The sequence below is a fragment of the Streptomyces sp. TRM49041 genome, assembly GCF_008271805.1.
Classification (GTDB): Bacteria; Actinomycetota; Actinomycetes; order Streptomycetales; family Streptomycetaceae; genus Streptomyces.
The window spans coordinates 1-12,624 of record NZ_VSRY01000086.1 but is presented as its reverse complement, the minus strand read 5'-3'; the positions used below and the strand labels follow the sequence as shown (position 1 = coordinate 12,624).

The following is a 12,624-nucleotide window of genomic DNA, read 5'->3' as shown; positions in this document are numbered from 1 at the left end:
CCGATCGACAGATCCGAGGTCCAGGGTCCAGGGTCCCCGGATCGGAGGATCCCGGATCGCCGGATCGCCGGATCGCCGGATCGAAGCCGGATTCCCCGTCCGGACATGGAACGCTCACGGCGGGCCGCCGACGCTGTCGGCCCGCCGTCAACACCCCCCACTGTCTCCCACCCCAGCTGGCGGCCATGTATACCCACACAGACAGCGACAGACATTTCCCCGGCCCGCGCGACGCGGACGCGTACGACCTGCGGCACCACGGTGACGCCGAGGTCCGGGACGAGAAACTGACCGATCTCGCGGTCAACGTCCGTACGAACACCCCACCCCGGTGGCTGCGTGAGCGCCTCATGGACTCACTGTCCGGGCTGGCCGCCTACCCCGACGGGCGGGCGGCGCGGGCGGCGGTCGCCGAGCGGCACGGGCTGCCCGCCCGCCGGGTGCTGCTGACGGCGGGCGCGGCCGAGGCGTTCGTACTGCTGGCGCGGGCTCTGCCGGTACGGCGGCCGGTCGTCGTGCACCCGCAGTTCACCGAGCCGGAGGCGGCCCTGCGGGACGCGGGGCACCGGGTGCGGCGGGTCGTGCTGCGCGAGGCGGACGGCTTCCGGCTGGACCCGGCGCTGGTCCCGGAGGACGCGGACCTGGTGGTGATCGGCAACCCGACGAACCCGACATCGGTGCTGCACCCGGCGGGGACGATCGCGGCGCTGGCCCGGCCGGGGCGGACCCTGGTGGTCGACGAGGCGTTCATGGACGCCGTGCCGGGTGAGCGGGAGGCGTTGGCCGGGCGGACGGACGTGCCGGGTCTGGTGGTGCTGCGGAGCCTCACGAAGACGTGGGGGCTCGCGGGGCTGCGGATCGGCTATGTGCTGGCCGCGCCGGACACGGTGGCAGCGCTCGAGCGGGTCCAGCCGCTGTGGCCCGTGTCGACCCCGGCGCTGGTGGCGGCCGAGGCGTGCATGTCCCGGGAGGCGCTGGCCGAGGCGGAGGACGCGGCGCGGCGGGTGGCGGTGGAGCGGGCCCATCTGCTGGCGGGCCTCGCGGAGTTCGACGAGGTGCGGGCGGTGGAGGCGGCGGAAGGGCCGTTCGTCCTGCTCCGTGTCGAAGGCGCGGACGTCGTACGGGAACGGCTCCGTGACCTGGGCTTCGCGGCGCGGCGCGGCGACACGTTCCCCGGGCTCGGGCCGCAGTGGCTGCGGCTCGCGGTCCGCGACCGGGCCACGACGAACCGCTTCCTCCAGGCTCTGGACCAGGCGCTGGTCATGGCGGGGTGCGCGAGTGAGGGGTGCGAGGACTGAGCGCTGCGGCTCCGCGCGCCGCGCTGATCCTGTGCGGCGCGCGGAGCCGCCCCACGCCCCACCCACCGGTGCGGCGGCCGCCCACGGCCGGGAAGGCCCGCAGGGCCGGCGGCGCCGCGCCGGCCGACCCCGGCCGGCGCGGCAGGCCCGGCCGGCGCGAGGGCGGCGCGCCGCACCGGTCCGTCTGCGGGCAGCCGTTCCGCACGGCGGTGGGGGAAGGGCGGGCACGAACGGACCGGGATGCAGCGCCCCGCGGTGACCGGCGGCTCGGCCGGAGCGTCGCGCACCCGGGCGGGGAGCAGCCTGCCCCCGGGCACCGGCCGGGGCGGCCCGGTCCGTGGGGCTCGTCAGGTGCGCTTGCGGCGGGCGAGCAGCAAGGACGCGGCGCCCGCCGCGAGGAGTGCTGTGGCGCCGGCCGCGACGTACGGGGTGCGTGAGTCGGTGCCGGTTTCGGCGAGGGCCTCCTTCGGCGGGGTAGCGCCGCCCGACTGGGCCTTCAGGCCCGTCGCGGCGGGCTGTTCGGACTTGGGCGCCGTGCAGTTCGCCTCGGCCAGGGTGACGGTGCCCTGGACGTCCGCGACGTTCAGGGCGAGCGGGTTGACGGCGACCTTCAGCTCCAGGGCCGTGGCGGCGGCCGTCGTCGTCGTGGTGGTCCGCCTGGACAGGTCCAGCGTGACCTCGCCGACGCCCGGCACCCGTACGCCGCTCCGGCCACCGGGTTTCACCGTGACTCGCTTGCCGAGCACCGTGACCGGCCCCAGCAGATTCGATTCGGCGACCGGCCGCGCCCCGCCTGCCTCGCATACCGCCTCCGCGGTGACCTGCTCGACCTGGATCAGCGACAGCAGGGGCAGGCCGGGCACATGGACCTTCGCCCGGGCGAGCTTCACCCGCGCCTCGGCGCGCCGGGCGTCCGCCGTGGCCTCGGCCGTGGCCGCATCGGCGCGCAGCACGGTCACCGGCCTGCCCTGGTCGACGCCGTCCAATTCGACGGTGAGCGCGGTCTTCTCGGCCGCCGCCGGGGCGTGGACCTCGTTGAGTACGGCTTTCAGCGGTACCCGTACGCCGCCGTCGAGAAGCGAGACGTCGAGCCCGGTTCTCAGCACCGCGGCGCTCGCACGCCCCTCGTCACCGGTCGTGGCGTGGGCGGCCGGTGCCCCGGCGGCGAGCGCGGCGACGGCCGCGGAGACGGCGGACAGGCGGAACCGGAAGGTGTTGCTGTTCAAGGTGGTGGAACCCCCACAGAAGGCATGAGTCGCCGGACATCCGCCCACAGGGACATGTGTGCGGCGGCGACTCGGGACACCGGAATCCTGGTCGCAGGAAGACTGAACCGGCGGGCTCCTGAGGCGAGTTCACCCCAAAGGGGGGTTTCCGGTCCTCCATTCGAATTTCATGGACGGCTCCGTGGAATGCGCTTCCGGGCGAGGACGACGCCGGTCACTCGATGACCTGCCCGTTGAGGATCACCCGGCGGGGCGCCGCCAGGACGCGGACGTCCGCGCGCGGGTCCCCGTCGTAGACGACCAGGTCCGCCGGGGCGCCCTCCTCCAGCGCGGGCCGGCCCAGCCAGGTGCGGGCGCCCCAGGTGGTGGCCGACAGGGCCGCCACGGGCGGGATGCCCGCCTTCACCAGCTCGGCGACCTCGGCGGCCACCAGGCCGTGCGCGAGCGAGCCGCCCGCGTCGGTGCCGACGAAGACCGGGATGCCCGCGTCGTACGCGGCGCGGACCGTGTCGTAGCGGCGCTCGTGCAGCCTGCGCATGTGGTCGGCCCAGCGCGGGAACTTCGACTCTCCGCCGTCGGCGAGGCGCGGGAAGGTGGCGATGTTGACCAGCGTCGGGACGATCGCGACGCCGCGCTCGGCGAACAGCGGGATGGTGTCCTCGGTGAGGCCCGTGGCGTGCTCGACGCAGTCGATGCCCGCCTCGACCAGGTCGCGGAGGGAGTCCTCGGCGAAGCAGTGGGCGGTGACGCGGGCGCCGAGCCGGTGCGCCTCGGCGATGGCCGCCTCGACCTCGGCGCGGGGCCAGCAGGCGGTGAGGTCGCCCGCGTCGCGGTCGATCCAGTCGCCCACGAGCTTCACCCACCCGTCGCCGCGGCGGGCCTCGTGGCCGACGTACGCCACGAGGTCGGCGGGCTCGATCTCGTGGGCGTAGTTCCGGATGTAGCGACGGGTGCGGGCGATGTGGCGGCCCGCGCGGATGATCTTCGGGAGATCGTCGCGGTCGTCGATCCACCGGGTGTCGGCGGCGGAACCTGCGTCCCGGATCAGGAGCGTGCCCGCCTCGCGGTCGGTGAGGGCCTGCTTCTCGCTGGTCGCCGCGTCGACGGCGCCGTGCGCGTCGAGGCCGACGTGGCAGTGCGCGTCCACCAGGCCGGGGAGTGCCCAGCCGGTGACCGTCCGTATGTCGCCCGCGAGGGGCCCGGTAGGCCGGGTGTGGCTGACCCGGCCGTCGACGACCCACAGCTCGTCCCGCACGTCCTCCGGCCCGACGAGCACCCGCCCCTTGATGTGCAGCACCACACGATCGCTCATGCCCTGCACTGTACGAGGAGGACCGCCCCTTGAGGCAGGGGCCCGCCCCCGCGGCCCGAGGCCGCCCCTGGCCCGATGACCTCCGGCGGCACAGGAGGGCGCCGCCGGGGGCTGTCAGCGGGACTGTGCCGATGCCTGGCGTGGGGACGGGAGGGGGGTGGCGGTCAGGGCCTCCAGGAGAGCCTGGACCGGGGGCGGGAGCGGGCCTGGGGGGACTGCCAGCGAGATGGGCACCCTGTGCGCGGGGAGCGTGCGGAAGGTGATGCGGGGTGTCTGGGGCAGCGCCCCCACCGGGTAGAACACCGTCCAGGACGGCTCCGGCGCGGCCGCCAGGTCGGCCAGGGTGTCCTGGAGGGTGGTGAAGGGCGGCCCGGGTGTCCAGCCGGGCACCGCCGCGGTGACCAGGTCGTGGAACGCCGGATTGGCCTCGCGCGGGGCGAGCCGCAGCGGCAGTCCTGCCAGTTGCTCCGCACGCGGCTCGGGATGCGCGGCGAGCGGGTGCCCCGCCGGCAGGGCGACGATCAGCGGGTCGGTCCACACCGGGTGCAGCACCATCCCGTCGGCCCGCCGCACGGTCCGTACGAGCGCCGCGTCGAACGTCCCGGAGCGCACCGCCGCGAGCCGCGCGTCCTGCGGGGCCCGCTCAAGGCGCACCCGGAGCCGTGGGCGGCGTTCGGCCAGGGCCCCGAGGGCCCGGTACACGCGGTCCGCGAAGGCCCGGCTCGTACCGAGGCGCACCAGCCCCTCGGTCCCGCCGACGATCCCGGAGGCCGTCTCCCGCACCCGCCCCGCCGCCGCCAGCGCCGCCCGCGCCTCGGGCAGCAGCCGTTCACCGGCGGCGGTGAGCCGTACGTGCGGGGGCGCGGTCCGGTCGAAGAGCCGGAGGCCCAATTCCCGTTCGAGCCCGTCGATCTGACGGCCCACGGCGTCGCGGCCGGCGTTCAGCCGCTCGGCTGCGCGTCCGAGGCCGAGTTCCTCGGCGACGGCGACGAAGTACTCCAGTTGACGCAGTTCCACAGCCGCGTCCACCCGCCCCTCACTGATCGCTGCTGTCCGTCCGGTCCGGTCAACCAGCTGCCGGGGACGGCCTCTTTCCCATATGTACGGGCGGCGGGCGGCGAATCGCGAACACGACGCGCTCCGGGGGTGGAAAACCGGACGCGGGGAGGCAGGAGCCACGGTGGGCCCGCGCGGGGCCGGCGGGAGCCGGTGCGGGGACACGGGGCACAGGACATGAGGCGCGGGACACGGGGGGCAGGAGAGGTGTCGGCACACGCGCCCCCCTCGCGCTAATGTGCCATTCCCCGGTACATTCACCGGCATTCCCGTGGCGCATTCCCGGCGCTTTCAAGTGGGCAGCTGCCCATTTTCTTCTGCCCCGTTTCCGGGATCTTAAACGCAAAGATTCCAACACGATTCGGCACGCAATCCGATTACATGTCAAGTACGTTACGACAGTGTGACAGACCCCACACCAGGACCGATTTGACCGGAAATATACGGGCAAACCACCGCGTTCGGCTCCCCTTTCACCCGCGTCCCGCGCACGCGCGATAACACAAGACCACTGTTCACCCAATACCTTCCGACCATGCAATCCGAGAAATTGCTCGGTAAGTTCAATTCGCATGACCGCCGCACAAGCAGACCTTGCACGTGCCCGAAACGAATTCACTCCGGACACTCCCCCACCCGCCGTCGTCATCGACACCCCCCAGGTGGAGGACGGAGCCGCGATCTGGCGCATCGCCCGCGACTCCGAGGTGCTGGACCTGAACTCTTCGTACAGCTACCTCCTCTGGTGCCGCGACTTCGCGGCCACCTCGCTCGTCGCGCGCGGCGCGGGCGGAGAGCCGGTCGCGTTCGTCACGGGCTACATCCGGCCGGAGCGGCCGGGGACCCTGGTCGTCTGGCAGATCGCCGTCGACCACGGCCACCGGGGCCGCGGACTCGCCGCGACGCTGCTGGACGCGCTGACCACACGCCTGGCGGGCCAGGGCGTCCACACCGTCGAGACGACGGTCACCCCGGACAACACCGCATCCGACCGGCTCTTCACCTCGTTCGCAGAGCGCCGGGGCGCGTCCCTGGACCGGGAGGTCCTCTTCGACGGAGGGCTGTTCCCGGAGGGCACCCACCAGCCGGAGGTGCTCTACCGCATCCAGCCCATCGGTCCCCGCGCCCACGTCGGCGCCGGAGACGGTGACGGTACGGCGGGCTGACCACCAGCCGTACCCCCTGCTCCGTACCACCTGAACCCCGTTCTTCTCTCTTCTTCTCCCACCCCACTCCTGGAGTGACCCGCTGTGACCATCACCCCGCCCGCCCTGAGCGTCTTCGAGACCCTGGAGTCGGAGGTGCGCAGCTACTGCCGCGGCTGGCCCGCCGTGTTCGACCGTGCGCAGGGCGCCCGCCTCACCGACGAGGACGGCCACACGTACCTCGACTTCTTCGCCGGGGCCGGATCCCTCAACTACGGCCACAACAACCCCGTACTGAAGCGCGCGCTCATCGACTATCTGGAGCGCGACGGCATCACCCACGGCCTGGACATGGCGACGACCGCCAAACGCGCCTTCCTGGAGACCTTCCAGAACGTGCTGCTGCGGCCGCGTGACCTGCCGTACAAGGTGATGTTCCCCGGCCCGACCGGCACCAACGCGGTGGAGGCGGCGCTGAAGCTGGCCCGGAAGGTGAAGGGCCGCGAGTCGATCGTGTCGTTCACCAATGCCTTCCACGGGATGTCCCTCGGCTCCCTCGCCGTCACCGGCAACGCCTTCAAGCGCGCCGGCGCCGGTGTCCCGCTCGTCCACGGCACACCGATGCCGTTCGACAACTACCTCGACGGCCGCGTCCCGGACTTCCTCTGGTTCGAGCGGCTCCTGGAGGACAGCGGCTCCGGCCTCAACCACCCCGCCGCCGTCATCGTCGAGACGGTGCAGGGAGAGGGCGGCATCAACGTGGCGCGCCCCGAGTGGCTGCGCGCGCTCGCGGACCTGTGCCACCGCCGCGACATGCTGCTGATCGTCGACGACATCCAGATGGGCTGCGGCCGTACCGGTGCCTTCTTCTCCTTCGAGGAGGCCGGCATCACCCCGGACATCGTCACCCTGTCGAAGTCGATCAGCGGCTACGGACTTCCCATGTCGCTCTGCCTGTTCAAGCCGGAGCTGGACGTGTGGGGTCCGGGCGAGCACAACGGCACGTTCCGCGGCAACAACCCGGCCTTCGTCACCGCGACGGCCGCGCTCGGCACGTACTGGGCCGACGGCGGCATGGAGAAGCAGACCCTCGCCCGGGGCGAGCAGGTCGAGCAGGCACTGCTGACGATCTGCGACGAGAACTCCGCGTACGGCGCCCACTACCGGGGCCGCGGTCTCGTCTGGGGCCTTGAGTTCGCCGACAAGGAGCGGGCGACCCGGATCTGCCGGCGCGCGTTCGAGCTGGGGCTGCTGCTGGAGACGTCCGGCCCGGAGAGCGAGGTCGTGAAGCTGCTGCCGCCGCTGACGGTCACGCCGGAGGAGCTGGACGAGGGGCTGCGCACTCTGGCCCGCGCGGTCCGCGAGACGGCCTGAGCCCTAGCGGCGCAGGCCCGTGGCCCACGGGCGCACAGCCCGTGGGCCACCAGGGAGTGTCCGGCGGATCATGCCGGCATCCGAGCCGGGTGCCCTTGTTCCTGCCGGTGAGCGGCGTCCGGCGCGTACGGCCCCGCCCGACACGACCTGGGCCCGTACACACCACCCATCACGAAACGAAAGGTCAGTTGCCTTGATCGTCCGATCGTTGCAGGACATCGAGAACACCGAGCGTCACGTCAAATCGGCGTCCGGCACCTGGGAGAGCAAGCGCATCGTGCTCGCCCGCGAGAAGGTCGGCTTCTCGCTGCACGAGACCGTGCTGTACGCGGGCACGGAGACGTCCATGTGGTACGCGAACCACATCGAGGCGGTGCTGTGCGTCGAGGGCGAGGCCGAGCTGACCAACGACGAGACGGGCGAGGTCCACTGGATCCGGCCGGGCACGATGTACCTGCTCGACGGCCATGAGAAGCACACGCTGCGCCCCAAGACCGACTTCCGTGTCGTGTGCGTCTTCAACCCGCCGGTGACGGGGCGCGAGGACCACGACGAGAACGGTGTGTACCCCCTGCTGACGGAGGAGGACTGAGTATGGAGGACCTGTACCCCACGCGTGGCAAGACCGAAGTGGCGACGCCCCGCCGTGACCCGGTGGTCTGGGGGCCGCTCGACGCGGACCTGGAGTCGTTCGAGCGGGACGGCTTCCTCGCGATCGAGGACCTGCTGAGCGACGGAGAGGTCGCCGTCTACAAGGCGGAGCTGGACCGGCTGATCGCCGACCCGGCCGTACGGGCGGACGAGCGGTCGATCATCGAGCCGAAGTCGCAGTCGGTGCGGTCGGTGTTCGAGGTGCACCAGATCAGCGACGTCTTCTCGAAGCTGGTGCGCGACGAGCGGGTCGTGGGCATGGCGCGGAAGATCCTCGGCTCGGACGTGTACGTCCATCAGTCGCGGATCAACGTGAAGCCCGGCTTCGGCGCGTCCGGGTTCTACTGGCACTCGGACTTCGAGACCTGGCACGCCGAGGACGGTCTACCGCGGATGCGAACCGTGTCGGTCTCGATCGCGCTGACCCGGAACCACGACACCAACGGCGGCCTGATGATCATGCCGGGGTCGCACCGTACGTTCCTGGGCTGCGCCGGTGAGACGCCGAAGGACAACTACAAGAAGTCGCTGCAGATGCAGGACGCCGGCACCCCGTCGGACGAGGCGCTGACGCGGATGGCGGACGCGCACGGCATCCGGCTGTTCACGGGCCGGGCCGGGTCGGCGACATGGTTCGACTGCAACGCGATGCACGGCTCGGGCGACAACATCACGCCGTACCCGCGGAGCAACGTCTTCATCGTGTTCAACAGCGTGGAGAACACGGCGGTGGAGCCCTTCGCGGCGCCGGTCCGGCGACCGGAGTTCATCGGAGCCCGGGACTTCACCCCGGTGCGATGACGTGAGCCTTACGGCTCCGCCGAGGTAGGCACCGAGGGCCCGCCACCGCCGAGTGCGGTGGCGGGCCCTCTTCGTGCCCCGGCGCCCGGTGGCCTTGTGTCGCGGTCGCCCCGGTGTCCAAGGCTCCGGGTGTCGCTGCACCCCGCGGTCAGAGCGTCGGGTAGTCCGTGTACCCGCGGTGGTCGCCGCCGTAGAAGGTGGCCGGGTCCGGGGTGTTGTACGGGCCGCCCGCGGCGAGGCGGGCCGGCAGGTCCGGATTGGCGATGAAGAGCACGCCGAAGGCGACGAGGTCGGCGGTGCCGTCCTCGATCAGAGTGAGGGCTCCCTGGCCGGTCGGGCCCTCGGTGGCCGGGTTGAGCACGAAGGTGCCGGAGAACTGCTTGCGCAGCTGCACCGTGATGTCACGGATCTCCGGGGAGACCTCCAGGACGTGCAGATAGGCGAGGCCGAGCGGCTCCAGCTCCGCGACGAGCGCCGTGTACGCGGGGAGCGGCTCGGGCTCGTCGATGTCGTTGAACGGGTTGCCGGGCGAGATGCGCAGCCCGGTCCGCTCGGGCCCGATCGCGGCGACGACGGCCTTGACGGTCTCGACGGCGAAGCGGATCCGGCCCTCGACGGAACCGCCCCACGCGTCGGTGCGCCGGTTGGAGCCCGGGGCGAGGAACTGGTGGATGAGGTAGCCGTTGGCGCCGTGCAGTTCGACGCCGTCGAACCCGGCGGCGACGGCGTTGCGCGCGGCGGTCGCGAAGTCCTCGACGGCCTGGCGCACCTCGGCGTCGGACAGCTCGCGCGGGGCGACGAAGTCCTGGGGTCCCTCGGCCGTGAAGACCTGACCCCGCGGGGCGACGGCGGAGGGACCGACCGGGTGGAGGTCACCGGGGTGGTCGGCGAGCAGCGAGGGGTGGCTGATGCGGCCGGCGTGCATGAGCTGGGCGAAGATCCGGCCGCCCTTGGCGTGGACGGCGTCCGTGACCGTGCGCCAGGCGGCGATCTGCTCGTCGCTGTGCAGGCCCGGGGTGTTCGGATAACCCTGACCGCCGGGGGTGGGCTGGATGCCTTCGGTGATGATCAGTCCGGCGGAGGCGCGCTGCGCGTAGTACTCGGCGGTGAGTTCCGTCGGTACGCGGCCGGGGGCCCGGTTGCGGGTCATGGGGGCCATGGCGACGCGGTTCGGCAGGGCGGTGCCGGCGACGTCGATCGGGTCGAAGGCGGTGGTCATGGAGGACCTCCAGAAAGATATGTGGTCGGCCAAGTAAAGGAACCGGGATCAGCGTAGCAGCATTCCTTGGCCGACCAAGGAAGAAGCCCGGGACGGATAGACTGGAGGCATCCGACCCGAGGAGCCCCGATGTCCGCCGACCGCCTGGCCACCGACCGCCACCAGGCAGTCGCGGCGCCCGACTGCTCCGACGCGCTGCCCTCGGCGGCGCGCGGCGCACCGGTCAGCCTGGCGCTGTCGCGGGTCGCGCGGCTGCACCGGATCGCGGCGGGCAGGTTCCTGAAGGCGGCCGGGCTCTACCCGGGCCAGGAGTTCGTGATGATGTACCTGTGGGACCACGGCCCGGCACGCCAGTCGGAGTTGATCAAGGCGCTCGAGCTGGACCCGTCGACGGTGACCAAGATGCTCCAGCGGCTGGAGCACGGCGGGTACGTCCACCGCTCCCCCGATCCGGCCGACCGCCGCGCGGTTCTCGTGGAGGCCACTGCCACCAGCTGCGACCTGCTCAACGCGGTGGCGTCCGCCTGGGCGGACCTGGAGGAGCACACCCTGGCCGGGCTCGGCCCGGACGAGCGGACCGAGCTGGCCCGGCTGCTGGGCAAGGTGGAGAGCAGCCTGTGCGGGCTCGCCCAGGACTGCCCGGCGGAGGCGACGGAGTGCCTCCCTCAGCCCCCGGCGGGGGCGGCGGCGGCCGCGGGGGCGGCGGACAGCCCGGAGAGCACGTCCAGCGCGCGGTCGACGTCCGCGGCCGAGTTGTAGAGGTGGAAGGACACCCGCAGATTCCCGGCGCGGTCGGAGACGAGCACTCCGGCGCGGGCGAGTTCGGGCTGCCGGTGCCCGAGCCCGGGAACGGCGACGGTCGCGGACACGCCGGGCACAGGCTCGTACCCCAGCGCGCGGACGCCGTCCCGGAAACGCGCGGCGAGCCCGGTCACATGCGGGTGCACGGCCTCGATTCCGATCTCGCGGAGCAGCGCCAGTGACCGCTCGGCGCCGTGGTACGCGAGGAAGGCCGGGGCCTCGTCGAAGCGGCGCGCGGAGGCGGCGAACCGCTCGACGGGCCCGTAGCAGCTCCCGTACCGGTCGTCGCCCGCGAACCAGCCGCCGTGGACCGGGACCAGCGACTCCTGCGCCTCCTCGGTGACGGTGAGGAAGGACGTGCCGCGCGGGCAGAGCAGGAACTTGTAGCCGCCTGCCACGGTGTAGTCGCACGCCCCGGCGTCCAGCGGCAGCCAGCCCGCGGACTGGGTGGCGTCCAGCAGCGTCCGCGCCCCGTGGGCGGCGGCGGCCTCGCGGATGGCGGGAAGATCCGCGGACCGGCCGTCGGCGGACTGAACGCACGAGAAGGCGACGAGGCCGGTGCCGGGGCGCACGGCGTCGGCCAGCTCCTCCAGGGGCGCGGACCGCGTCTTCAGGTCTCCGCGTACGGCGAAGGGGGTGATGAGCGAGCTGAAGTCGCCCCCCGGGTAGAGGACTTCGGCGCCGACGGGCAGGGACGCGGCGACGATCGCGACATGGGCGGAGACGGTGGCGCCGATCGCGACGCGGTCCGGGTCCACCCCGGCGATCCGGGCGTAGCCGGCGCGGGCGGCGGCCACCGCCTCGAAGCTGCCCGCCCCGTCCGGACCTCCCGCGGCGTTCTCCTCGGCGAGGAGCTTCACCGCCTCGACGGTCCGGCGGGGCAGCAGCCCGCAGGTGGCGGTGTTCAGGTAGGTCTGCGCGGGCGCGAACTCGGCGCCTCCCAAGGTGTCCATGGGTCCACCCTGGAACACCCCAATCTCCAAGTCAATCAAGAGGTTTAAGGAGGAAAACCAAAGCTTCGCTTATGTATCGCAGCTTCCGTCCGCGTCACACGCAGCGACGGCGGAGCCGCCCGCCATCTGGCGGACCCGGCCTTCCCACGCCTGCTCCAGCGCCTGCGTGAAGACCTCGGCAGGCCGGCCGCCGGAGACGCCGTAGCGCCGGTCGAGCACGAAGAACGGCACGCCGGTCGCACCGAGTTCGGCGGCCTCCCCCTCGTCTGCGCGCACGTCGTCGGCGTACGCGTCCGGGTCGGCCGGCACGCCCCGCACCTCGTCCTCCGCAGGCCCGGCCTCGACGCCGAGCCGGACGAGCACTCGGGATCGCGGACGGACCGCTCCTCGGCGAAGTCGGCGCGGTAGAACACCGTTGGCCAGGGCGGGAAGTCCCCGGGGCCGGGCAGCTGCCGTCAGAAGCAGTCGGTCCGCCAGACGATGTCGCTCCAGATCTCGACGCGCATGTGTTCCCTCTCCAGCTCGCACGGCGCGGGTTGCGCGGGTGCGCGGGGTGCGATGCGGAGGTCACCTCCGCACCACAGACCTGCAACGCCACAGACCCCCGGCTCGTTCCCGGCCGCGGCGGCGCCGCTGAGGCTCAGCCGCGGCGCGGCCGGAACACGCCCCGGAGACGTTCGCATACGAGTGCGTGGAACAGGCCGAGGGCGAACGGCTGAACCAGGGCGAGGAGCACGACCCGCGCCCGGGTCGGCGCGGTGCGGCGCGGGGCGCCGGCCGCGGCGTAC

Annotated in this window: 12 protein-coding genes; 6 read left to right on the top strand and 6 right to left on the bottom strand. The window is 72.7% G+C overall.

The genetic code is table 11. The features are described 5' to 3' along the window. The first annotated feature begins 185 nt into the window (after nt 1-185). On the top strand, nt 186-1,298 hold the full coding sequence (gene cobC, locus FVS66_RS35745; RefSeq protein ID WP_262386839.1) for an Rv2231c family pyridoxal phosphate-dependent protein CobC: 1,113 nt from the start codon (nt 186-188) through the stop codon (nt 1,296-1,298). Nucleotides 1,299-1,645: 347 nt separating this feature from the next. Here cobC and FVS66_RS06640 read toward each other — a convergent pair whose 3' ends face one another. The 3 genes from FVS66_RS06640 to FVS66_RS06630 all read right to left on the bottom strand — a co-directional run bounded on the left by FVS66_RS06640 (nt 1,646) and on the right by FVS66_RS06630 (nt 4,865). Next, nucleotides 1,646-2,524, bottom strand: a complete 879-nt coding sequence (locus tag FVS66_RS06640) for an SCO1860 family LAETG-anchored protein (protein ID WP_149180057.1) — start codon at nt 2,522-2,524, stop codon at nt 1,646-1,648. Nucleotides 2,525-2,738: 214 nt separating this feature from the next. Next, nucleotides 2,739-3,836, bottom strand: a complete 1,098-nt coding sequence (locus FVS66_RS06635) for an amidohydrolase family protein (protein ID WP_149180056.1) — start codon at nt 3,834-3,836, stop codon at nt 2,739-2,741. A gap of 114 nt (nt 3,837-3,950) precedes the next feature. Next, nucleotides 3,951-4,865 (bottom strand): LysR family transcriptional regulator, encoded by a 915-nt coding sequence (locus FVS66_RS06630; protein ID WP_262386838.1) that lies wholly within the window; start codon nt 4,863-4,865, stop codon nt 3,951-3,953. Between the two features lie 599 nt (nt 4,866-5,464). On the opposite strand from FVS66_RS06630, the gene ectA reads away from it, so the two are divergent. The 4 genes from ectA to thpD all read left to right on the top strand — a co-directional run bounded on the left by ectA (nt 5,465) and on the right by thpD (nt 8,863). Continuing rightward, nucleotides 5,465-6,058, top strand: a complete 594-nt coding sequence (gene ectA / locus FVS66_RS06625) for a diaminobutyrate acetyltransferase (RefSeq protein ID WP_149180055.1) — start codon at nt 5,465-5,467, stop codon at nt 6,056-6,058. A gap of 84 nt (nt 6,059-6,142) precedes the next feature. Further along, on the top strand, nt 6,143-7,411 hold the full coding sequence (gene ectB, locus FVS66_RS06620; RefSeq protein WP_149180054.1) for a diaminobutyrate--2-oxoglutarate transaminase: 1,269 nt from the start codon (nt 6,143-6,145) through the stop codon (nt 7,409-7,411). Nucleotides 7,412-7,604: 193 nt separating this feature from the next. Further along, nucleotides 7,605-8,003, top strand: a complete 399-nt coding sequence (locus tag FVS66_RS06615) for an ectoine synthase (RefSeq protein ID WP_149180053.1) — start codon at nt 7,605-7,607, stop codon at nt 8,001-8,003. A 2-nt stretch (nt 8,004-8,005) separates the two neighbouring features. After that, entirely contained in the window at nt 8,006-8,863 is an 858-nt protein-coding gene (gene thpD, locus FVS66_RS06610; RefSeq protein ID WP_149180052.1) for an ectoine hydroxylase, read from the top strand. A 148-nt stretch (nt 8,864-9,011) separates the two neighbouring features. Here the strand turns inward: thpD and FVS66_RS06605 are convergent, their stop codons facing one another. Beyond that, the gene (locus FVS66_RS06605; protein WP_149180051.1) at nt 9,012-10,082 is read right to left on the bottom strand and encodes an alkene reductase; all 1,071 of its coding nucleotides are present in this window, start codon (nt 10,080-10,082) and stop codon (nt 9,012-9,014) included. Between the two features lie 129 nt (nt 10,083-10,211). Between FVS66_RS06605 and FVS66_RS06600 the strand changes: the two genes are divergently transcribed. Then, nucleotides 10,212-10,841, top strand: a complete 630-nt coding sequence (locus tag FVS66_RS06600; protein ID WP_149180050.1) for a MarR family winged helix-turn-helix transcriptional regulator — start codon at nt 10,212-10,214, stop codon at nt 10,839-10,841. Here FVS66_RS06600 and FVS66_RS06595 read toward each other — a convergent pair. Next, nucleotides 10,748-11,836: an aminotransferase class V-fold PLP-dependent enzyme gene (locus FVS66_RS06595; RefSeq protein ID WP_149180049.1), complete on the bottom strand. Its 1,089-nt coding sequence runs from the start codon at nt 11,834-11,836 to the stop codon at nt 10,748-10,750. The two genes, FVS66_RS06600 and FVS66_RS06595, sit on opposite strands and share 94 nt — an antisense overlap. A gap of 69 nt (nt 11,837-11,905) precedes the next feature. Then, the gene (locus FVS66_RS06590; RefSeq protein ID WP_149180048.1) at nt 11,906-12,364 is read right to left on the bottom strand and encodes a DsbA family protein; all 459 of its coding nucleotides are present in this window, start codon (nt 12,362-12,364) and stop codon (nt 11,906-11,908) included. Between the last annotated feature and the right edge of the window lie 260 nt (nt 12,365-12,624).

Excerpts from the sequence above, each read along its gene's own strand:
- FVS66_RS06635 (WP_149180056.1), bottom strand. The coding sequence starts at position 3,836 with ATGAGCGATCGTGTGGTGCTGCACATCAAGGGGCGGGTGCTCGTCGGG.
- ectA (WP_149180055.1), top strand. The coding sequence starts at position 5,465 with ATGACCGCCGCACAAGCAGACCTTGCACGTGCCCGAAACGAATTCACT.
- cobC (WP_262386839.1), top strand. The coding sequence starts at position 186 with ATGTATACCCACACAGACAGCGACAGACATTTCCCCGGCCCGCGCGAC.
- FVS66_RS06605 (WP_149180051.1), bottom strand. The coding sequence starts at position 10,082 with ATGACCACCGCCTTCGACCCGATCGACGTCGCCGGCACCGCCCTGCCG.
- thpD (WP_149180052.1), top strand. The coding sequence starts at position 8,006 with ATGGAGGACCTGTACCCCACGCGTGGCAAGACCGAAGTGGCGACGCCC.
- FVS66_RS06600 (WP_149180050.1), top strand. The coding sequence starts at position 10,212 with ATGTCCGCCGACCGCCTGGCCACCGACCGCCACCAGGCAGTCGCGGCG.
- FVS66_RS06595 (WP_149180049.1), bottom strand. The coding sequence starts at position 11,836 with ATGGACACCTTGGGAGGCGCCGAGTTCGCGCCCGCGCAGACCTACCTG.